Genomic DNA, 21,870 nt, shown 5'->3' on the forward strand with positions numbered 1-21,870 from the left:
CGCAAGGGAAGGCGGCGCGTTTTCGTGCCGCCTTCCACCAAACAAGGAAAAAGGGAACAGTGACATCATGACGACCTACACATTCGACGAGCTTAAAAAAGATGTCGCCGAAGGGCGCATCGATACCGTTCTGGCATGCCTCGTGGATATGCAGGGTCGCTTGATGGGCAAGCGGTTTCAGGCGCAGTTCTTCATCGAAAGCGCGCATGAGGAAACCCACACCTGCAACTATCTTCTGGCGACCGACATGGAGATGGAGACGGTCTCCGGTTACAAATCCACCAGCTGGGAAAAGGGCTATGGCGATTATACGCTAAAGCCCGACATGGCGACGCTGCGGCGCGTGCCGTGGCTGGAAGGCACCGCTCTCGTTCTCTGCGATGCCTATGACCACCACACTCACGCCGAAGTGCCGCACTCGCCGCGCGCAATGCTGAAGAAGCAAGTTGCCCGGCTCGAAGCCATGGGCCTGAAAGCCTATATGGCGAGCGAACTGGAGTTCTTCCTCTTCGACCAGAGCTTCGAATCCGCCCGCGCCAGCGGCTATCGCAACCTGCAGCTCGCAAGCCCCTATAATGAGGATTACCACATCTTCCAGACCACCAAGGAAGAAGAGGTAATGCGCGCCATTCGCAATGGCCTGCAAGGTGCTGGAATTCCTGTCGAAAATACCAAGGGCGAGGCATCCGCCGGTCAGGAAGAAATCAACGTTCGCTATGCCGATGCGCTCACCATGGCCGACCGCCACGCCATCATCAAGAACGCGACCAAGGAAATCGCCTGGTCCAAAGGCAAGGCTGTGACCTTCCTTGCCAAGTGGAATTATAGCGCGGCTGGCAGCTCATCCCACATCCACCAGTCTCTCTGGAGCCTGGATGGCAAGACGCCGATGTTTCTGGACAAAAATGACGAGCATGGCATGTCCGACATGATGAGGCATTATGTGGCGGGGCTTCTGGCCCATGCCAGCGAAATCACCTATTTCCTCGCGCCCTACATCAATTCCTACAAGCGCTATATGGCGGGCACCTTTGCGCCGACCAAGGCCGTTTGGAGCATGGACAACCGCACTGCCGGATATCGCCTCTGTGGAGACGGCACCAAAGGCATCCGCATCGAATGCCGCGTCGGTGGCTCAGACCTCAACCCGCATCTGGCAATGGCTGCACTGCTTGCGGCAGGCATTGACGGCATCGAGAAGAAGATGGAACTTGAGCCGCAATTCGTGGGCGATGCCTATGGCGGCAAGGAGGTGCGGGAAATTCCCAAGACCCTTCGCGACGCCACCGACCATCTCCACGGCTCTGCCATGCTGCGCGCGGCCTTTGGTGATGACGTCATCGACCACTATGTCCGCGCCGCAAAGTGGGAGCAGGAAGAATACGACCGCCGCGTCACCGATTGGGAAGTCGCGCGTGGTTTCGAGAGAGCATAACAACTTAGGAAGCAATCAATCATGGTCATGATCCAGAATATCTCGCCGATCGACGGCACTGTTTATGCCGAACGGGAAGCGATGTCGCTGGATGCGGCGCGGGGCGCCGTGTTGAGGGCGCGTGCTGCGCAAAAGGCGTGGACGCGTCGTCCGCTGGAAGATCGCGTTCAGCTGGTGCTGAAGGGTGTGGCGCGTCTCAACGAGATGGTGGATGAGGTGGTGCCGGAACTGGCCCATATGATGGGCCGACCGGTTCGTTATGGCGGCGAGTTCAAGGGCTTCAACGAACGCTCCAACTATGTTGCCTCCATCGCAGCCGATGCGCTGGCACCGCTTGTCATCGAGGAAAGCGGCAATTTCGAGCGTCGCATCGAGCGCGAAGCGCACGGCGTCGTCTTCGTCATCGCGCCGTGGAACTACCCTTACATGACCGCGATCAACACGATTGCGCCAGCCTTGATGGCGGGCAACACGGTCGTCATAAAGCACGCCGCGCAGACGCTGCTCGTTGGTGAGCGCATGGTTCGCGCCTTTGTCGAGGCGGGCGTGCCGGATGATGTTTTCATCAATCTCTTCCTCGACCACCAGACCACGTCCGCGCTCATTTCCGAAAGCCTGTTCAACTTCGTCAACTTCACCGGCTCTGTTGAGGGCGGACGCGCCATCGAGCGCGCGGCGGCTGGCACATTTACCGGCCTCGGTCTGGAGCTTGGCGGCAAAGACCCAGGTTATGTCATGGAAGACGCGGATCTCGACGCTGCCGTCGATACGTTGATGGACGGTGCGACCTATAATTCCGGCCAGTGCTGCTGCGGCATCGAGCGTATCTATGTCAATGAGTTGCTGTTCGACGCCTTCGTTGAAAAGTCTGTGGCATGGGTGTCCAACTACAAGCTCGGCAATCCGCTCGAGCAGGAAACGACGCTGGGGCCGATGGCGAACAAGCGTTTCGCCAAGGTGGTTCGCCAGCAGGTGGCGGATGCGGTTTCGAAGGGTGCCAAGGCGCTCGTCGATCCCAAACTATTTGCCGCCGATGATGGCGAGAGCGCCTATGTCGCGCCGCAGGTCCTCATCGATGTCGATCACAGCATGGAGTTCATGAAGGAAGAAACCTTCGGCCCCGCAGTCGGCATCATGAAGGTGAAGAACGACGACGAAGCGATCAAGCTGATGAACGACAGCAAATACGGCCTGACGGCATCGCTGTGGACGCAGGATTCTGACAGGGCAGGGCGCATCGGTCGCGAGATCGAAACCGGCACTGTCTTCATGAACCGTGCGGATTATCTGGACCCGGCGCTGTGCTGGACCGGCGTCAAGGAGACAGGCCGTGGCGGTTCGCTTTCCGTCATCGGCTTCCAGAACCTGACGCGCCCAAAATCATACCATCTGAAGAAAGTCACGAAATGAATATCGTCGCAAACTGGAGCTATCCAACCCCCATCAAGCTCGGTCGTGGCCGCATCAAGGAACTGGCCGATGCCTGCAAGACGCTCGGCATCAAAAAGCCGTTGCTGGTCACGGATCGTGGTCTGGCTGCGATGGCGATCACCGGCCACGCGCTGGATATTCTCGAAGATGCAGGCCTTGGCCGCGCACTCTTTTCGGATGTCGATCCGAACCCCAACGAAATCAACCTCGAAGCGGGCGTGAAGGCCTTCAAGGATGGCGGCCATGATGGCGTCGTCGCCTTCGGCGGCGGCTCGGGCCTCGATCTCGGCAAGGCGGTTGCCTTCATGGCGGGCCAGACGCGGCCCGTCTGGGATTTCGAAGATGTCGGCGACTGGTGGACCCGCGCCAATGCCGATGGCATCGCGCCGATCGTTGCGGTGCCAACGACGGCGGGGACAGGCTCGGAAGTGGGCCGCGCCAGCGTCATCACCAACTCCAAGACTCATGTGAAGAAAATCATCTTCCATCCGAAATTCCTGCCCGGTGTTGTGATCTGCGATCCCGAACTGGCTGTCGGCATGCCGAAGGCGATCACGGCTGGTACCGGCATGGACGCTTTCGCCCATTGCCTTGAGGCCTATTCCTCGCCCTTCTTCCATCCCATGAGCCAGGGCATTGCGCTGGAAGGCATGCGGCTGATCAAGGAATTCCTGCCGCGCGCCTATAAGGACGGCACGGATATCGAAGCCCGCACCAACATGATGGCCGCTGCCGCCATGGGTGCCGTGTCCTTCCAGAAGGGCCTCGGCGCCATCCACTCGCTCTCGCACCCCATCGGCGCGGTTTACAACACCCACCACGGCATGACCAATGCCGTCGTCATGCCCGCCGTCCTGCGCTTCAACCGCCCGGCCATCGAAGAAAAAATCGCCCGCGCCGCCGCCTATCTCGGCATCGAAGGCGGGTTCGATGGTTTCTATGATTATGTGCTGGAACTGCGCAAAGAACTCGGCGTGCCCGACACGCTGACTGCCATGGGCATCAAGCCGGACCGTATCGATGAGTTGACGGCTGAGGCGATCAAGGATCCGAGTTGCGGGGGTAATCCGGTTGAGATGACGCTGGAGAATACCAAGGCGTTGTTTGAGGATTGCTTTTAGCAGGGCCTCTCGTCTCGCTCCCTCATTCCTGTGCTCGTCACAGGAATCCAGCAGACGCGCGTCTGCGCGGCTAAGAGAGTCTTTTCAGCCCAAGGACTTGGGCTGGCTGGATCCCTGTGACAGGCACAGGGATGAGGGGCGGGGGAGCTTGTCCTCTAAAACATCGCCACCCTCCCACAAACAAGCTATGATCATTCCTTCCATGGGAGGAAGATCATGAACAAGAACACGATATGCGTCTGGTACGATAAGGACGCGGAAGCTGCCGCGCGTTTTTACGCCGAGACCTTCCCGAACAGCAGCGTGGGCAAAGTAACCCGTGCGCCCAGTGACTACCCGGATGGCAAGGAAGGCAATGTTCTGGTGGTGGAATTCACCGTGGCGGGCATTCCCTGCATCGGCCTCAATGGCGGCCCGGTTTTCAAGCACAGTGAAGCCTTCTCGTTCCAGATTTCGACGGACGATCAGGAAGAGACCGACCGTTACTGGAACGCCATCATTGGCAATGGCGGGCAGGAGAGTGAATGCGGCTGGTGCAAGGACAAGTGGGGCATTTCCTGGCAAATCACGCCGCGTGCGCTGATGGATGCGATGGCCGCCGGTGGTGCCGAAGCCAAGCGGGCTTTCGACGCGATGATGAAGATGAAGAAGATCGACATTGCGACGATTGAGGCTGCCCGGCGCGGTGGCTGAATCGTTCGAACAAACGCGGCGGGGCGAGAGGTAGCCTCCTTGCGTTTCCGATTTGTTAACCATGTTGGTTAAGAGTGCGTAAAGCACCATGATTGCTTCGGTGCAGTGCAGAGCATCGCAATTTTCAGGCTCTGAAATTTTCGGGGGCCCTATGCCAGTCATCACATTCGCCAACACCAAAGGTGGAGCAGGCAAAACGACAGCCGTTCTGCTGCTCGCAACCGAGCTTGCCCGCACCGGTCATCGCGTCACCGTTCTGGACGCCGATCCGCAGTTGTGGATTTCGCACTGGTTCGAGCTTTCCGGCTCGGTCGATAATCTCTCCGTCATTTCCAACGTGACGATGGCTTCGCTGGAAACGCATATTCGCGAGAACAAGGCCAGCACGGACTGTTTCATCATCGATCTGCCCGGCACCAGGAGCCCGCTTCTGACCATGGCGCTCGGCATTTCGGACCACGTTCTCATTCCCGTTCAGGGATCGGCCATGGATGCGCGCGGTGCCGCCGAAGTTCTCGATCACCTCACTTTCCTTCGCGAAAAGATGGGCCGCGATATCGATCACTCCGTCGTCCTGACCCGCGTCAACGCCATGATCAGCACCCGCGCGCTGCTGCTGGTAAAGGGGCTTCTTGCCCAGAGAAACGTTCGCGTGCTCAACACCCCCATCGCCGAACGCGCCGCCTTCCGCGATATTTTCGACCATGGCGGAACCATTGCCGCGCTGGACTGTCAGAAGGTCAGCAATGTGGATAAGGCGCTGGAAAATGTACGCCTTCTCGCGGCTGAAGTTCTTGGGCTTTTGCCGGTCCGGGTGGTGAAGTCCGGGCGGGATCTGCGGATTTTCAATCGTCGGGCTGCTTGAGTTTTAGCGGGGTGTTGGCGGGTGAACCATACCCGCCAAACCTGAAAAGACGCCTCGCTATTTTTTGCTTGATTTGGAAATGATCATTTCCTATATTCCGCCTCATGAACGAGATCGCCACCACATATCACCTAAACCGTCAGCGCGGACGTCCGCGTGAATTCGATGTCGATGCCGCCGTCGATAAGGCGATTGGTGTTTTCGCGGAGCGCGGTTTTCATGCCACGTCGGTTGGAGACCTGACCGAGGCGATGGATTTGACGCAGGGCAGTCTCTACAAGGCTTTCAAGGATAAGAAAGACATCTACATTGCTGCCGTGGAGCGCTACAAGCTGGTGCAGACTAGGCGCTTCGAAGCCAAGGTTCAGGCGGGCCGGAATGGCCGCGAGAAACTGCTGGCGGCGATGAATTTCTATGCGGATGGGTCTGCCGGACAATCCGGCAAGCAGGGTTGCCTTGTCGTCGGCGCGGCAGCCGATCTGGCGTCGCTGGATGAGGATATGGCGCGCGTGGTGCGTAGCGCAATCGAAGCACGCGAAAAGATTTTGGCCCGCCTCGTGCGGGAAGGGCAGGCGGATGGCTCCGTTGTCAGTAACGGCCAAGCCGACGTGCTGGCGAAGACGGCGCTCTGCCTGTTGTACGGAATGCGGGTTGTCGGGAAAACCGGCCCCTCACGGGAGGAATTGTCGTTGATCGTTGATGCCGCGATGCGGGTTTTCGATTGATTTTTTGTTTAATTCGGAAATGATCATTTCCAATTAGGAGTGAAATGATGACCTCGACGGTTGTTGATGCGGCCAAGCCGCAGGAAGAGACGATTTCTTCCGCCATGATCTTCCTGCTGGCCAGCGCCTGCGGGCTGGTGGCGGCCAATCTTTATTATGCGCAGCCGCTCGCCGGTGTCATCGGCGCCGAACTCGGCCTTTCCTCTGCCGCAACCGGCCTGATCGTGACGCTGACGCAGATCGGCTATGGCCTCGGCCTTCTCTTCGTCGTGCCACTGGGTGATCTGGTGGAGAACCGCAGGCTGATCGTCGCGACGGTTGGGACCGCTGTTCTGGCATTGATAGCCGCAGCACTTGCCCCGCATGCCGCGCCGTTTCTGGCCGCCGTTTTCCTCGTTGGCATCAGTTCGGTTGCCGTTCAGATGATCGTGCCCTTCGCGGCGCATATGACGCCGCATGCCACGCGCGGTCGCGTCGTCGGCAATGTCATGAGCGGGCTGATGGTCGGCATCATGCTGGCGCGGCCGGTTTCCAGCGTACTTTCGGAGTTCGTATCCTGGCGCGGCGTCTTCCTGCTCTCGGCTGCGGTCATGGTCGTGCTTGCCCTGGTCCTTTATCGTCTTCTGCCGCAGCGTATGCCGGATGCGAAGCTGCCTTACCGTTCGCTTCTCGCCTCCATGGGTCATCTTGCCCGCAACACGCCAATTCTCCAGCGTCGCTCTGCCTATCAGGCCGCGATGTTCGGCGCTTTCAGCCTGTTCTGGACGACGACGCCGCTTTATCTCAGCGGTCCTGCCTTCCGGCTGACACAAGGTGAAATCGCGCTCTTTGCATTGGCCGGAGCAGCAGGCGCAATCGCCGCGCCCATTGCGGGGCGGATGGCAGACCGTGGCTGGACATGGGGCGCAACCCTGTTTGCATTGGTGACGGCAGCCGTGTCGTTCCTCATCACGCATATCGCGTCCGAAGGCACGCATCTTTCGCTGGCGCTGCTTGTTTTGGCCGCGATCACGCTGGACTTCGCCGTCACCACCACCCTCGTGCTTGGTCAGCGCGCTATCTTTGCGCTCGGCGCAGAATACCGCAGCCGCCTCAACGGCGTCTTCATGGCCACCTTCTTCATGGGCGGCGCATTGGGATCTGCACTCGGCGGCTGGGCCTATGCGAGCGGCCAATGGGCAGCTGCGTCTTGGCTCGGCTTCGCTCTGCCGGTTATGGCGCTGGGGTTCTTTTTGACGGAAGGGCGGAGTGAGAAGCGGGCTTTGAAGCTGGGCTAAAGATTATTCACCGCGATTATTCATGCTCGGCTTGACCCACTACTGTCTGGATTAAACTGAGTGGGTAGTTTGGGGCGGGAACAGCTCCCCGCCCGTCACCCCGGCCTCGAGCCGGGGTCCAGCAGACGCGCGTCTGCGCGTCAAAAGAGTCTTTCAGACCAAGGACTTGGTCTGGCTGGATCCCGGATCAAGTCCGGGATGACGGAAGTGGGGAGCTGCTTTCGTTCCAAACTACCCACTCAGTTTCCAGACGGTAGTGTGGCAAGCCCGAAGATGACGACGAGAAGGTGGTGAGGCCTTACTCCGCAAACTCCACAACAACACCCGGACGAACCATCTTGGCCAGTTCCGTCGCATCCCAGTTGGTCAGGCGGATGCAGCCGTGGCTGTTGGTCTTGCCGATCTTGGATGGTTCCGGCGTACCGTGGATACCGTAGGTCGGTTTTGACAAGGCAATCCAGACCGTACCAACGGGACCGTTCGGGCCGGGCGGGATTTGCAGGATCTGGGTGTTTTGGCCCTGCTGGAAGTTGATCTTCGGATTGTAGGTATAGCCCGGGTTCAGCGCAATGCGCTCCACCGTGTGCGTGCCGCTTGGCGAAGGCGTGTCGGAAGATCCGATGGTTGCCGGGTAGGCGGCGATCAGCGTGCCGCCCTCATCATAGGCGAAGACCTGCTTGATGCCCTTATGCGCAACGATGCGGGCAACCTGACCCTTCTTCGTATCGCCGGGGCTGGCTACCTTGATGATGGTGCCGGGAACGGTGAAATCAACGCCGGGGTTCAGTTCCTTCAGATAGGTTTCGTCCATGTGGAAACGCTCAGCCAGCGCTTCGGTGGTGGAGGTGAAGGACATGGCGGGAAGCTGGGCCTTGGCGGCATAATCGTCCGGAATCGAGGCCACGTAAGGACCGGCAGCATCCGCAGCCGTAATCGTGTAATCCACGATGGCCATGCCGCCGCTGTTGCGCAGGCGCTCCAGAATGTCATCGGTATTGTTCGGGTCCAGACGCTCGCCGGTCATTTCCTGCCAGGCGGCAATTGCCTTGTTGACGTTGTCGCCCATCTTGCCGTCGATCACGCCCGGTGAGATGCCTTCGCGATCCAGAAACACCTGAAGTGCCACGATTTCCTGACGCGAGCGGTTGACCGGTGCGGTCACCGGCTGGTTGCGTTCGATGAGGTGATCCGGCTGCGGCACGGCAGCGGTGGTGCTTTCGCCCGGCATCGGCTGGCTCAAGGGGCCGCCGCTTTCCACATCGCCGCGGCGCGGCTCGACGGAGCCGGTATAGACATCCCGGTCGCTACCATCGTTGCGGAATTCGCGGTAGTCGCGATACTGGCCGTTGCCCTGATTGCTGTAATCGCGGCGCGGCTGTTGCTGCTCACGATACTGGCCGGGCGGGGGTGGGTAATAGGTGTCCGGTTCGTTGTAATAGGGATCACGCTGTGCCTGATAGGGATCGCGCTGCTGCTGGCGCGGCTGCGCTGCGCCGCCCGGCATTTCCGTCGCCACCAGGTTGCCGTATCGGTCGTAATAGACCGTGCGGCCCATGCGATCCCTACTGATGACGATATCGCCGCGTTCCGGCATGAAATCCAGCACACGGCCATCCGGCGTTACCAGAACGGATTGATCCTGATAGACATAGCGCTGCTGGGCGCTGGCGCTCGACGGTGCAAGCACCGGCGACGCTGCGACTGCGAGACAGAACACTGCGTTAAGAAAAAGTTTCACGTTCCTGCGATCCCTTGGGTTCTTCCCAATAAACACACGTTAATCTTGACCCTATTGTGGAAAAGGTGAATTCACGGTTAATGCAATCTTAATTTCCATGGCGTTCGATAGTTTTTGCGTGATTGCTGCGTCAAATGAGCCACAAAGGAGACCCTGTGCGGGAACTCAAAGCCGGAAAATCGCCCTCTATCTTCCTTGATGAAACATCCGTTTTCGACATCGGGCCTTGCCTTGTCGACGGTGTGAACATCGCGCCGGAAAGAGCCATTCCCGATGACGGCGACCCGCGTATCGATCACTCGCTCGAGGGCTTCCTCTTCACCTGCGGGCCGGATCATATCCGCCATCCGCAGCCCATTTCCGGCGATTCGACAGGGCGGAAATACCCGCTGCATGGCTCTTTCTCCTCTCACCCTGCGCAAATCACCGAATGGTCGGTATCGGAGGTCAATGCGCAGGCGGCGGCGCGGGTTCCGGTATCGCTTACCGATGGCGGCACCGCGCTTCTGGAACGCCAGTGGCGAATCGACGGCGAGACCGGCGAGGTGAGCCTCGAAGACCGGGTGACCAATACCAGCGACCGCGCGCACCCCACTTTCCTCATGTATCACATGAATGTTGCCGCAAAGCTGTTTGACGATGCCGTGCGGCTGGAAAGCGCTTCCTTCGAAGACGGCGGTTTCGGCTGGCGGTTTGGCGAGGAGCCGGGCAGCGTTTTCTGCGTGTCCGCCGAAGGGCAGGCGGGCTGGAGCGAGCTTAAACTGGGGCCTATTGCAGCCATCGGCGGGCGCACGCTGAAAGTCGCTTTCCGCAACGATACGCTGCCTTATCTTCAGATGTGGCGAAACCAGAAAGCGCCTGCAAATGTGCTGGGCATCGAGCCCGTTTCGCACCGCTGGGTGGACCGCGCGGAACTGGAGCAGGCGGGTGAGTTCAATATGCTCCAGCCGGGCGAAAGCCGCGAATATGCATTGCGGTTTTCCATTCTCTAAACCGTACCGTAATTGAAAAACCCTGTCATTGACGCACCGGTTTTAACGTCCTACATCGTATGCGGAATATGTGGATGCAGGGTTTCCAAGCCCTGGCCGTCACCATCGGAGGGCAGAATATGGATATCAGACGTATCGATGACGATTACTCGGTCAGCGGTCAGATCAGCGTAGCCGATCTCGACGAGGTCAAGGCGCTCGGCTTCAAGTCGATTGTCTGCCACAGACCGGATGACGAGGAAGAGGGCCAGCCCCGCTTCGCCGATATTGCCGAGCGTGCCGAGGAACTTGGCCTGACGATCATGCATGTGCCGGTTGGCCGTTTCGGGGTGGATCCCGATGCCGTCTCCGGCATGGTGGATGCGCTGGACGATTTGCAGCGCCCCATGCTCGGCTATTGCCGCTCCGGCGCACGCTCAACCGCCATCTACGAAAAGACACATCATCTGCGCGGCTGATCCGCGCCAGTTTCATCTAAGCCTACCAACAGGAGTTTACCCATGAGCATCAAGCGCATCGAACCCGGCAAGCGTATGAGCGGCGCCGTCGTTCACGGCAACACCGTTTACCTCGCAGGCCAGGTTGGCGAAGGTGCATCCGTGACCGAGCAGTCCAAGTCTGCGCTGGCTGAAGTCGACCGCCTGCTGGCTCTGGCCGGCTCCGACAAGTCGAAGATCCTCCAGACCATCATCTACCTATCCGACATGTCCACCTTCGGCGAAATGAACGCCGTCTGGGAAGCCTGGATCGACCCGGCAAACCCACCAGCCCGCGCCACCAGCGGCGCACCGCTGGCGACACCGGATTACAAGGTCGAGTTCATCGTAACCGCTGCGATTTGAGTGGGGTGATAGTTTGAGATTGGAAGCCGGTCCCTTGGGGCCGGTTTTTTTGTTGATCTGTGAACAAAATCGACCCCTCACTTGCAATTTCTAACACTTAGCCTTTGGCTAAGATGTTGAAATTGCTTTCTTTCCCACCCCTTCGACAAGCTCAGGACGGAGAGATAAGGCGTATGCCGCGCCGCTTGCGCCCGTTCCTCTCCCCTTGTGGGAGAGGATAGAAAACCTCGATCTTCGCGAAGCGAAGTCATAGGTTTTCTTGGTGAGGGGTTCATGCCTCGGCAGTTTTCCACTTACTTCTCAACTCCTTAGCCCCATCACTTCGACAGTTGAGTCATCACCTTCTCAAGTTGATTCAAACTCGTCACCCTCTCCGCAAACCACAGCCGCGCAAGATCACCCGCCGATGCCAGATTGATGCCATCAGGATCAATAGACGTCACCTTCCATGCGCCCGCCTTTCTGTCCGCCATCACCGCAATTCGAGAAGCCTCACCCTTAATCGCATTGATCCGCCCAATCTCGTCGTCCACAGCAGCCATCAACGCATTCGCATCAGCAAAATCGGTACGAAGATCGGCTGGCGTAATATTGCTGGCATTACGCGCTGGCCCGCCATTGATCTGCACGCCTTCGATGTTCAGCCGGTAAAGCAACGTGTCTGGTAGCGCCAGATAGAGCTTGGCCTTCGGATACCGCGCAATGTAACGCGCCTTGGCGACGTTCACTTCGCTTTCGCCAATCAACTCCGCCTTGCCCACCAGCGTCAAGCGAGGCAACGTCAGCGCGTCCCCCTTGTTGAACGGCGCCAGCACCAGCGAAATGCGCGGATCTGCTTCTATGTTGCGGGCGTGGAGAGCGAGCCGCGCGGCAAAGAAGAACGGCGTTCCATCCGGCTCGACCGCGATGTTGGTTGCGGTGTTGTAGGGGTAGCCGCTTGTGGGGTCGAGCGTGGCGAGGCCCGCGGTGCGGGATGTAAGCAGAACGTCGCGTGCGATGCGAACGGCTTCGAAGGGAGCGCCTGCGGAGGGTTCGATTTCTGCGGTGCGTGGGGTGATGGGTGGGGTAGTCGCTGTCACCATAATTCTCTCCCTCATTCCTGTGCTTGTCACAGGAATCCAGTCATCGTGCGTCTGCACGATGAGAAGACTCCTCTCAGCCCAAAGACTTGGGCTGACTAGATTCCTGTGACAAGCACAGGAATGAGGGAGGAGCAAGAGCGAACCTTCGCGGAAATTAGCTCCGCTCCCTGATCTGCGTCAACGTCCGCGCGGGCGTGATCGCCTCCGCATCCAGCTTCACCTCGATGATTGCAGGCTTGCCGCTGGCGCGTGCGCGCTCATAGGCGGGGCCGAAATCTTCGGTCTTCTCCACCAGTTCCCCATGCCCGCCGAACGCCTTGGCGTAGGCAACGAAATCCGGGTTGACGAGGTCGGTGGCGCTGACGCGGCCGGGGTACTCGCGTTCCTGATGCATGCGGATGGTGCCGTAGGTGCCGTTGTTCACCAGCACCGTGATGATCGGCAGGCCGTAGCGGACAGCGGTGATGAATTCCTGACCGTGCATCATGAAGCAGCCATCACCGGCAAAGCAGACGACTTCGCGTTCTGGAAACAGATGTTTCGCGGCAACTGCCGCCGGCAGGCCGTAGCCCATGGAGCCGGATGTGGGGGCCGATTGGGTGTTGAAACGCTGGAAACGGTGGAAGCGGTGCAGCCATGTGGCATAGTTGCCCGCGCCGTTGGTGAAAACGGCATCCGCAGGCACATTGGCCTCGATCCATTCCATGATCGGCCCCATATGCACATTGCCGGGGCCTGTCTTCGGCGGGGTGGACCACTTCAGATAGGCCTCATGCATGGAGGCGGTGCGATCTGCCCAGACAGGCTCGGAAGGAACGTCAAGCGTCTCAAGAGCATCCACGAAATCGCCGGTCGACGCGCAGATGGCGAGATCGGGGCGATAGATGCGGCCAAGCTCTTCTGCTTCGGGGAAGATGTGCACCAGCGTCTGAGAAGGGTAGGGGATATCCAGCATCGTATAGCCGGAGGATGGCATTTCCGACATGCGGCTGCCCAGCAGCACGATGAGGTCGGACTCCTTGATTTCCTTGGACAGCGCCGGATTGATACCGATACCGACATCGCCAGCGTAGGATGGGCTCAGGTGATCGAACAGCATCTGGCGACGGAAGGAGCAGCCGACCGGCAGCTTGAAGCTTTCGGCAAAGTTCTTGAACTTTGCGACGGCCTCTTCCGTCCAGCGCGTGCCGCCAACGATGAACATCGGGCGCTTGGCATTGGAAAGCAGTTCGGCGAACTTCGCCATCTGCTTGGGGCCGGGATGGTTTTCCACCGGCGTATAGGCCTTGGCTGCCGGGGCCTCGACTTCTTCCACCAGCATATCTTCCGGCAGTGTCAGCACGACTGGGCCAGGGCGACCGGAGGTGGCCACCGCAAAAGCACGGGTCACGAATTCGGGAATGCGGCGCGCATCGTCGATCTCGCCCACCCATTTGGCAAATTCGGTGAAGGCGCGGCGATATTCCACTTCCTGAAACGCTTCGCGTTCCCGCGCTTCGCGCTGCACCTGGCCGATGAAGAGGATCATCGGAATCGAATCCTGTCGCGCCACATGCAGGCCAGCGGCGGCATTGGTTGCGCCCGGACCGCGCGTTACCATGCAGATGCCCGGCTCACCCGTCAGGCGACCCCAGGTGTCGGCCATCATCGCCGCGCCACCTTCCTGACGGCAGACCACGGTTTCGATGCCGCTTTCGTAAAGCGCATCCAGCACCGCCAGATAGCTTTCACCCGGCACGCAGGAAACGCGCGAAACGCCGTTCGCCTTCAGCGCCTCGACAATCAATTGCCCGCCGGTTCTTTTTCCCAAGGTGGTCATGGCGCAATGTTCCTCTCAATATCTTCCAGTTCGGCCAGAACTTCGGCCTGATGTTCTCCAAGACGCGGGCTTGGACGTTCATAGCGCAACGGCGTTTCCGATAGCACAATGGGCGTGCGAACGCCCGGAATGACCGTGCCGTCCGCCGCTTCAAGATCGACGCGGAGGCCGCGTGCCTGTACCTGCGGATCGGCGAACATCTCTTCGATGGAGTTGATCGGCCCAGCAGGCACGGCATTGCCTTCGCAGGCGGTCAGCAGGTCGCGCTTCATCCATTTCAGCGTTTCGGTGGAAATGATCTGTCTCACCTCAAGCTTGTGCGCCACGCGCGCCTTGTTGGTGGCGAAACGCTCGTCATCGGCAATCGCTTCTATGCCAAGGATTTTGCACAGGCGGCGGAACTGCCCGTCATTGCCAATAGCAAGGATCAGAAAACCATCCGCCGTCGGTACCACTTCATAGGGAGAAATATTAGGATGCGCGTTGCCCAGTCGCACCGGAGCCTTGCCGGAAATCAGATAATTCATGTTCTGGTTCGCCAGAACCGCGGACTGCACGTCCAGCAACGCCATATCGATATGCTGGCCCTGACCCGTTCTCATGGCATGTATGAGCGCCGCCTGAATGGCGGTGACGGAATAGATGCCGGTAAAGATATCGGCCACCGCCACGCCCGCCTTCATCGGCTGACCGTCCGGTTCGCCGGTAATCGACATGAAGCCGGACATGCCCTGCACGATGTAATCGTAACCGGCAAAATCCGCGTAAGGCCCGGTTTGGCCGAAACCGGTGATGGAACAGTAGATCAGCTTCGGGTTCAGCGCTCGCAGGCTCTGGTAATCCAACCCGTATTTCTCCAGCCCGCCACGCTTGAAATTCTCGATCACCACGTCGGCAGTCTTGACCAGACGGCGAATGGTCTGGCGACCTTCCTCGGTTTTCAGATCGACCGTGATGGAGCGCTTGCCGCGATTGGTGGAGTGGTAATAGGCAGCGGAAAGATTATCGCCATCCCTGCTTTCCACGAAGGGAGGCCCCCAGGCGCGCGTATCGTCACCACCCTCCGGGCTCTCCACCTTGATGACATCGGCCCCCATATCGGCCAGCATCTGCCCCGCCCAAGGCCCGGCCAGAACACGCGCAAGCTCGATGACACGAATGCCCTTGAGAGGCGGCTGCTTTGATGAAGACGGTTCGACCATGAATTCCCTATGCTTTCATCTGGCCTTATAAACGGGCCGATGAATGCGCGCATGTGAAATTATCTCATGGGTTTATTCCGTTTGGGAAAAGTCGTGAAGAATACCGAGGCGTGCCTTCATACTCCTCCTTCATTCCTGTGCTTGTCACAGGAATCTAGCCAGCCCGGTCCTGGGCTGAAAGACTCTTCCCATCGCGCAGACGCACGATGACTGGATTCCTGTGACAAGGGCAGGAATGAGGGAGGTTAGAGCGATACTCTCCCCGCCCAATCCGCAAAATCCGCCGCCGGTTTTTCCCAGCCAATCTCGTTCAACGTCTCATGGCGCATGCCCGGATAAATCGTGTCTTTCACGTCGGTAAAACCCGCTTCACGAAGACGCCCGGCAAGCCAGCGAATTTCCTTGCCGTCATTCGTCGCGGCGTCCTCATCTCCGCTGACAAGCAGGATCGGCAAATTCTTCGGCAAACGACCCAAGAGTTTCGGCCCGCGATAGGACATTTCGAACACGTCCTGCCAGAGAGAAACGCTGGCCTCGAACTGGCATAGCGGATCGTTCACGTAAGCGTCCACCGCTTCCCTGTCATGGCTCAGCCAATCCGCCGTGGTGCGTTTTTCCGGCATCTTTCCGTTCCAGATGCGGAAGGTGGCCTTGGGCAGAATGCCGCTCGGCACGTCGGAGCCCTTCAGCATTTTTTCGATGCGCAGCACGGCCTGACCGATCCTGCCCATCACGCCGCAATTGAAGTTGGAATTCCAGATGGACAGCGCATCGAAGCGTTCGGGGTGGCTGACGGCGGTGTTGAGCGCGATGAGGCCGCCCATGGAGTGGCCGAAGAGGATGACGGGCAGGGCGGGGTGGCGTGTTGCGATGAGGTCGCGCATCGCCATCACGTCTTGGATGACCTTATAGAACCCGTCCTTCCAGGCGAAGCGGCCAATCGGCGCGTCGTCGGCCTTCGTGCGTCCATGGCCGCGATGGTCATGCGCATAAACCTCGAAGCCGTGATTTGCCATAAAATCCGCAAAACGGCGGTAGCGCCCGGCATGCTCAACCAACCCGTGGCAGATCAGCAGAGCGCCGCGTGCCTCCCCGCGTGCGGGCTCATGCCGGTAGGCCAGCGATGCGCCGGAGGGGCTTTCCAGCCGGTGGATTTCGCCAAACATCAGATCGTCGTTCATCGTCTCTCCCGGCAGCTAATTATAGGCTGAGAGGTTGCCCCACAGCCCCGTTTACCTTACATAGCGGCAAATTTCCCAATTCGCATTTTCCAATCCGACGTGGAGCATTCGCTACAATGGCACGCCAATTCATCTATCACATGTCCGGGCTGAACAAGTCCTATGGCGCGAAGAAGATTCTCGAGAACGTTAACCTCTCCTTCTACCCCGATGCCAAGATCGGTATTCTCGGCCCCAACGGCGCGGGTAAGTCCACCGTTCTGCGCATCATCGCCGGTCAGGACAAGGAATTCACCGGTGAAGCTTGGCTGGCCGAAGGTGCTACCGTTGGCTATCTGGAGCAGGAACCGCATCTGGACCCGGCCAAGACCGCCTTCGAAAACGTCATGGTTGGCGTTGCCGACAAGCAGGCCGTTCTCGACCGTTACAACGAACTGATGATGAACTATTCCGACGAGACCGCCGATGAAGGCGCGAAGCTCCAGGACATCATCGACAGCCAGAACCTCTGGGATCTGGAACAGCAGGTCGAAATGGCGATGGAAGCCCTGCGCTGCCCGCCGAAGGATGCGGACGTCACCGTTCTCTCCGGTGGTGAGCGCCGCCGCATCGCGCTGTGCCGTCTGCTTCTGTCGCAGCCGGACCTGCTGCTGCTCGACGAACCGACCAACCATCTCGACGCGGAAACCATCGCATGGCTTGAAAAGCACCTTCGCGATTACCCCGGCGCCGTGATGATGATTACCCACGACCGCTACTTCCTCGACAACGTGACCGGCTGGATTCTCGAGCTCGACCGCGGTCGCGGCATTCCTTACGAGGGCAACTATTCCGCATATCTGACCGCCAAGGCCAAGCGTATGCAGCAGGAAGCCCGCGAAGAAGCCGGTCGCCAGAAGTCGCTTTCGCGCGAACAGGAATGGATTGCCTCCAGCCCGAAGGCCCGTCAGGCCAAGTCGAAGGCCCGTATCAAGGCTTACGAACAGCTGGTAGATGCCGCAGAAAACATCCGTCCGGGCGATGCGCAGATTATCATTCCGGTGTCCGAGCGTCTGGGTCAGGTCGTCATCGAACTCGAAGGCATCAACAAGGGCTTCGAAGGCCGTACGCTGATCAACGATCTGTCGATCAAGCTGCCACCGGGCGGCATCGTCGGCATCATCGGCCCGAACGGTGCCGGTAAGTCCACTTTGTTCAAGATGATCACGGGTCAGGAAAAGCCGGATGCGGGCTCCATCCGCGTCGGTGAGACGGTTCACCTTGGCTATGTCGACCAGAGCCGCGATGCGCTGGATGCCGAAAAGACCGTGTGGGAAGAAATCTCCGGCGGCGCTGAAGTCATCAAGCTCGGCAAGTTCGACATGAACAGCCGCGCTTACTGCGGCGCGTTCAACTTCAAGGGCGGCGATCAGCAGCAGAAGGTCGGCAATCTCTCCGGTGGTCAGCGTAACCGCGTCCACTTGGCCAAGATGCTGAAGGCGGGCGGCAACGTTCTCCTCCTCGACGAACCGACCAACGACCTCGATACCGAAACGCTGGGTGCTCTGGAAAGCGCGCTCGAAGCCTTCGCCGGTTGCGCCATCATCATCAGCCACGATCGCATGTTCCTCGACCGTCTGGCCACCCACATCCTCGCCTTCGAAGGTGATGGCCATGTGGAATGGTTCGAAGGCAACTTCGAAGACTACGAACAGGACAAGATCCGCCGCCTCGGCCCGGATGCGCTGAACCCCGGCAGCCAGGCTTATAAGCGCCTGACGCGCTGATTGCTCGTAAAACAGGCATAATGCATAAAGCCGCCGCCCATATTTTGGGTGGCGGCTTTTTGTTTGTGCACTCTTTATTTGATTTTTACTTTTGATTATTATCAAATGGTGCGGCAAGTCGCCATTTATACTTGTTTTTCAGTATTCCTTAACATGATTGGCTCCTAATAATCACGCGCGGATGAGTTGCGCGCCGTGGGTGGCATGAGGTCACGCTGTAGGAGTGCCTCTATGAAACTCGTCGATATCCCCATCAGCAAAAGGCTGTGGGCTGCTGTCATTCTCCCCATGCTTGGCGCGGGTTATCTGTCTTATGTGCAGATTTCCGAGCGACTTAGCGATTATCACAACATGAATGAGGTCGTGGTCATCGGTGATCAGCTGAAAAAGCTGAGCGGCATTGCCCATGCGCTTCAGGTTGAGCGTGGATTGACTGCGGGCTTCATCGGCTCGAAGGGTACGAAGAATATTGGCGAACTCGCATCTGCGCGCAAAGACACGGATGGTGTGGTGGGTGGTTTTCCTGGAATTTCTGAAGTATTGATGAATGTAGCTGGAAATTCTTTTTCCGCGCGACAGTCATTGGCGAGAAAAAATCTGTCTGATGCTGTGAATATTCGTGCGTCTGTCGATGGTCTTTCTGCCACCGGAAGTGCTGCTTTCGCTGCCTACACCGCTGCGGTCGCGAGCATCATGTCCATTGCCGACGATCTGGCTGCCGAGACTGCCAACCCGGATATTTCCAGACGTATTGCTGCCTACGCCCAACTGATGCACGCCAAGGAAATTGCCGGGCAGGAACGTGGCCTCGCCAACGGTTTCATTGCCGCCAAGCACATGGATCAGGCGCGTTTTGCCGAGTTCGCTTCCATGGCTGGTGGGCAGCAGGTCTTGATCGATGCATCTCTTGCAGCGCAGGATTCCGAGCGCAAGAGGATCGCTGACGGGTTGCTCAACGAAGTTGCAAAGCCTGTCAGCGAATTCCGTTCAAAACTTCTGGCCAACGGCGAGAATGCGGATCTTAGTGGCTTGGATAGTGCGGCGTGGTTTGCCGCTGCAACGAAGCGCATCGAGGCGTTGAAGCAGATCGAAAACCAAACGCTGGACGATATCTCTGCTCTGGCGAAGAAGTATGCGGGTTCCGCCTTCGATAATCTCGTTCTGATGGCTGCCATTATTTTCCTTGGTGCGGGTTTGATGATCGCTTTCTCCAGTGTCATGGCCATGACGGTGGTGCGCCCCATCCGGCAGATGGTTGGTGCTATGGGGCGGCTTGCTGCGGGGCAGATCGACAGCGGAGAGATTTCGTCCGGCAGACGCGACGAAATCGGTGATATGGAACAGGCGGTCGAAGTTTTCCGGCAGTCCGCCATTCGCAACAGAGAGCTTGAAGCCGCCGAGGCTGGCAACCGCGAAAGGGCGGAACGGGAACGTGCAGAAATGCAGCGTGCTGCCGAGGAAGAGGCGGAGGCTCGGTTGGCGCAGGCAACCAGCACCTTTGCCGCCAGCATGAAGCGGCTGGCTGCTGGCGATATGCTGTGCGAACTGCACGAGCCTTTGTCTTCCCAGTTCGAAGCGTTGCGGCATGATTTTAACAGTTCGGTTCATCAGTTGCGCGAAACGCTTGCAAGCGTCGGCCAGTCCGTTTCAACAGTTACCGGTGGTTCGCAGGAAGTCTCATCTGCCTCTGACGATCTTTCCAGACGCACGGAGCAGCAGGCAGCTTCGCTGGAGGAAACGGCAGCCGCGTTGGAACAGATCACGGCCAATGTCGCATCGACTTCCAAACGTTCAGCGGAAGCCCGTGCAGTCGTGCGGGATGCCAGAGAGAAGGCGGGAAGCTCCGGTAACGTGGTACGCAATGCCGTCGCTGCCATGGGCAAGATCGAGGATTCCTCGAAACAGATCGGTCAGATCATTGGTGTTATCGATGAAATTGCATTTCAGACCAACCTGCTTGCCTTGAATGCAGGCGTAGAGGCTGCACGCGCTGGCGAGGCGGGTAAGGGGTTTGCCGTCGTCGCTCAGGAAGTAAGAGAACTGGCGCAACGTTCCGCCAAGGCAGCCAAGGAAATCAAGCAACTCATCGGCAATTCCGAAATCGCTGTCAGCGAAGGCGTGCGTCTCGTTAGTGACACCGGTTCCGGCCTCAACGAAATCGCACAGTTGGTCCAGTCCGTCAATGCTCACATGGATGCCATCGCAACGGCGGCTCAGGAACAGTCTGCCGGGCTTGCAGAAGTCAATACCGCCGTCAACCATATGGATCAGGCCACGCAGCAGAATGCGGCGATGGTGGAGGAAATGAACGCAGCGGGTGCGGCGCTCGCACAGGAAAGCGCCAAGCTGAAAGGCCTGTTGTCTCATTTCCAGCTTGGCCATGCATCCCACCAACTTCGCAACACGGCAGAAACCATGCGACGTGCCGTTGTTCCTGAACCTGCCACACGGCCCTCATCTGCGCGGGCAACGCGCGCTGTTCCGCTCTCGCACGGAAACGCTGCTGTTGCCATCTCCGAAGACTGGACCGAGTTCTGAGCGAACATCGTTCAGAACGAAAAAGAGGCGGGCATGTCCTGCCTCTTTTTCGTGGATGCCTGTGCCAACAGCCACCAACCGCTCTTGCAGCGAGATTCAAAAGCGTATAAAGATATCTTTATATGTTGATTGGATTGAGGTGGAAGCCTTGGCGCTTGGGTTGGATAATCTGGTAGATCTGTTGAAGGCGGCGGGAGAGCCGACGCGCTTTCGTTTGCTTGCGCTTCTTTCTGCTGGCGATCTGACCGTGACCGATCTGACGGAAATCCTCGGTCAGTCGCAGCCGCGCATCTCGCGCCACCTCAAGCTTCTGGCGGAAGAGGATTTGATCGACCGTTATCAGGAAGGTGCTTGGGCATACTTCCGTTTGAAGCTGGATGGCAAGTCTGCCGAGCTGGTAAAACAGCTTCTTTCCATCGCGTCCCCTTCAGATGCGGTTCTGGCGCGTGATAGCGAGCGTCTTGCAAGCGTCAAGCGCGTTCGGGCGGCCCGTGCGCAGGAGTATTTCAGCCGCAATGCTTCTGCCTGGGATGAGCTTCGCCGTCTACATGTCAGCGATGAAGCTGTCGAAGCGGCGCTTCTGAAGCTCATTGGCACGACGCCAGTCAATTCGATGCTCGATCTCGGCACGGGGACGGGCCGTATTCTGCAGTTGCTGAGCGGCATCTATCGCCGCGCCATCGGTATCGATGCCAGCCGTGACATGCTGGCGGTGGCGCGGTCCAATCTGGACAGGGCAGGGGTTGCACACGCCTCCGTGCGCCATGGCGATATTCTGAACCTTCCGCTGGAAGGTCAGGATTTCGATCTCGTCGTCGTGCATCAGGTTCTGCATTTTCTCGACCACCCGGAAATGGCCATTGCCGAGGCTGCGCGCATGTTGCGCCCGAATGGCCGTCTGGTCGTCATCGATCTTGCGCCGCACTCGCTGGAATATCTGCGGGAAGAGCATGCGCATGTTCGCCTCGGGTTTTCCCATCAGACAATGGAAGAATGGCTGAAGAAGGCCGGGCTCTCGCCGGAGAAGTCTCAGGACCTGCATTCGGGCAAGGCTTCCGCTCAATCGCTTGACGTAACAATTTGGGTCGCACGCGATCCGCGACTGCTGATTGCCGGAGATACATCGGCAGAGGCTCCGCTTCTTTCCGCCGGGAGGGCATGAT

The 21,870-nt window shown here is 58.7% G+C and carries 18 protein-coding genes; 13 read left to right on the top strand and 5 right to left on the bottom strand.

Annotated elements, in window-relative coordinates:
- Nucleotides 1–67 precede the first annotated feature (67 nt).
- From CFBP5473_RS05290 to CFBP5473_RS05325, 7 genes are all read left to right on the top strand, one after another.
- On the top strand, nucleotides 68–1,435 hold the full coding sequence (locus tag CFBP5473_RS05290; protein WP_027674338.1) for a glutamine synthetase family protein: 1,368 nt from the start codon (nucleotides 68–70) through the stop codon (nucleotides 1,433–1,435).
- A 21-nt stretch (nucleotides 1,436–1,456) separates the two neighbouring features.
- Nucleotides 1,457–2,845, top strand: a complete 1,389-nt coding sequence (locus tag CFBP5473_RS05295) for an aldehyde dehydrogenase family protein (protein ID WP_027674339.1) — start codon at nucleotides 1,457–1,459, stop codon at nucleotides 2,843–2,845.
- Nucleotides 2,842–3,987, top strand: coding sequence for an iron-containing alcohol dehydrogenase (locus CFBP5473_RS05300; RefSeq protein ID WP_027674340.1), 1,146 nt, complete (start codon nucleotides 2,842–2,844; stop codon nucleotides 3,985–3,987). The genes CFBP5473_RS05295 and CFBP5473_RS05300 overlap by 4 nt, the downstream gene beginning before the upstream one ends.
- Before the next feature lie 216 nt (nucleotides 3,988–4,203).
- Complete coding sequence (locus CFBP5473_RS05310) at nucleotides 4,204–4,680, top strand: VOC family protein (protein WP_027674341.1); 477 nt, start codon at nucleotides 4,204–4,206, stop codon at nucleotides 4,678–4,680.
- Nucleotides 4,681–4,831: 151 nt separating this feature from the next.
- On the top strand, nucleotides 4,832–5,545 hold the full coding sequence (locus CFBP5473_RS05315; protein WP_027674342.1) for a ParA family protein: 714 nt from the start codon (nucleotides 4,832–4,834) through the stop codon (nucleotides 5,543–5,545).
- A gap of 104 nt (nucleotides 5,546–5,649) precedes the next feature.
- Nucleotides 5,650–6,270 carry a TetR/AcrR family transcriptional regulator gene (locus CFBP5473_RS05320; RefSeq protein WP_027674343.1) on the top strand — a complete coding sequence of 207 codons (621 nt, stop codon included), beginning with the start codon at nucleotides 5,650–5,652 and terminating at the stop codon, nucleotides 6,268–6,270.
- A gap of 44 nt (nucleotides 6,271–6,314) precedes the next feature.
- Nucleotides 6,315–7,547 (top strand): MFS transporter, encoded by a 1,233-nt coding sequence (locus CFBP5473_RS05325; protein ID WP_084631517.1) that lies wholly within the window; start codon nucleotides 6,315–6,317, stop codon nucleotides 7,545–7,547.
- Nucleotides 7,548–7,845: 298 nt separating this feature from the next.
- On the opposite strand, the gene CFBP5473_RS05330 is transcribed toward CFBP5473_RS05325, so the two are convergent.
- Nucleotides 7,846–9,285 (bottom strand): L,D-transpeptidase family protein, encoded by a 1,440-nt coding sequence (locus CFBP5473_RS05330; RefSeq protein WP_027674345.1) that lies wholly within the window; start codon nucleotides 9,283–9,285, stop codon nucleotides 7,846–7,848.
- A gap of 134 nt (nucleotides 9,286–9,419) precedes the next feature.
- Here CFBP5473_RS05330 and CFBP5473_RS05335 point away from each other — a divergent pair, with 134 nt between their 5' ends.
- The 3 genes from CFBP5473_RS05335 (at nucleotide 9,420) to CFBP5473_RS05345 (ending at nucleotide 11,119) form a co-directional block, all read left to right on the top strand.
- Nucleotides 9,420–10,277, top strand: a complete 858-nt coding sequence (locus CFBP5473_RS05335; RefSeq protein WP_169696874.1) for an aldose 1-epimerase family protein — start codon at nucleotides 9,420–9,422, stop codon at nucleotides 10,275–10,277.
- A 119-nt stretch (nucleotides 10,278–10,396) separates the two neighbouring features.
- Nucleotides 10,397–10,735: a protein tyrosine phosphatase family protein gene (locus tag CFBP5473_RS05340; protein ID WP_027674347.1), complete on the top strand. Its 339-nt coding sequence runs from the start codon at nucleotides 10,397–10,399 to the stop codon at nucleotides 10,733–10,735.
- A gap of 42 nt (nucleotides 10,736–10,777) precedes the next feature.
- The gene (locus CFBP5473_RS05345) at nucleotides 10,778–11,119 is read left to right on the top strand and encodes a RidA family protein (protein WP_027674348.1); all 342 of its coding nucleotides are present in this window, start codon (nucleotides 10,778–10,780) and stop codon (nucleotides 11,117–11,119) included.
- Nucleotides 11,120–11,436: 317 nt separating this feature from the next.
- Here the strand turns inward: CFBP5473_RS05345 and CFBP5473_RS05350 are convergent, their stop codons facing one another.
- The 4 genes from CFBP5473_RS05350 to CFBP5473_RS05375 all read right to left on the bottom strand — a co-directional run bounded on the left by CFBP5473_RS05350 (nucleotide 11,437) and on the right by CFBP5473_RS05375 (nucleotide 16,403).
- Complete coding sequence (locus tag CFBP5473_RS05350) at nucleotides 11,437–12,201, bottom strand: HugZ family pyridoxamine 5'-phosphate oxidase (protein WP_027674349.1); 765 nt, start codon at nucleotides 12,199–12,201, stop codon at nucleotides 11,437–11,439.
- Nucleotides 12,202–12,355: 154 nt separating this feature from the next.
- The gene (locus CFBP5473_RS05360) at nucleotides 12,356–14,020 is read right to left on the bottom strand and encodes a thiamine pyrophosphate-binding protein (RefSeq protein ID WP_027674350.1); all 1,665 of its coding nucleotides are present in this window, start codon (nucleotides 14,018–14,020) and stop codon (nucleotides 12,356–12,358) included.
- Complete coding sequence (gene caiB, locus CFBP5473_RS05365; protein ID WP_027674351.1) at nucleotides 14,017–15,222, bottom strand: succinate--glutarate CoA-transferase; 1,206 nt, start codon at nucleotides 15,220–15,222, stop codon at nucleotides 14,017–14,019. Before caiB ends, CFBP5473_RS05360 begins: the two co-directional genes overlap by 4 nt.
- A gap of 245 nt (nucleotides 15,223–15,467) precedes the next feature.
- On the bottom strand, nucleotides 15,468–16,403 hold the full coding sequence (locus tag CFBP5473_RS05375; protein WP_027674352.1) for an alpha/beta hydrolase: 936 nt from the start codon (nucleotides 16,401–16,403) through the stop codon (nucleotides 15,468–15,470).
- Nucleotides 16,404–16,519: 116 nt separating this feature from the next.
- On the opposite strand from CFBP5473_RS05375, the gene ettA reads away from it, so the two are divergent.
- The 3 genes from ettA (at nucleotide 16,520) to CFBP5473_RS05390 (ending at nucleotide 21,869) form a co-directional block, all read left to right on the top strand.
- Nucleotides 16,520–18,169 (top strand): energy-dependent translational throttle protein EttA, encoded by a 1,650-nt coding sequence (ettA, locus tag CFBP5473_RS05380; RefSeq protein ID WP_027674353.1) that lies wholly within the window; start codon nucleotides 16,520–16,522, stop codon nucleotides 18,167–18,169.
- Nucleotides 18,170–18,400: 231 nt separating this feature from the next.
- Nucleotides 18,401–20,707, top strand: coding sequence for a methyl-accepting chemotaxis protein (locus CFBP5473_RS05385; RefSeq protein ID WP_051441197.1), 2,307 nt, complete (start codon nucleotides 18,401–18,403; stop codon nucleotides 20,705–20,707).
- Between the two features lie 148 nt (nucleotides 20,708–20,855).
- Complete coding sequence (locus CFBP5473_RS05390) at nucleotides 20,856–21,869, top strand: ArsR/SmtB family transcription factor (RefSeq protein ID WP_027674354.1); 1,014 nt, start codon at nucleotides 20,856–20,858, stop codon at nucleotides 21,867–21,869.
- Nucleotide 21,870 lies beyond the last annotated feature (1 nt).

It is taken from the genome of Agrobacterium larrymoorei, from assembly GCF_005145045.1.
Lineage (GTDB): Bacteria > Pseudomonadota > Alphaproteobacteria > Rhizobiales > Rhizobiaceae > Agrobacterium > Agrobacterium larrymoorei.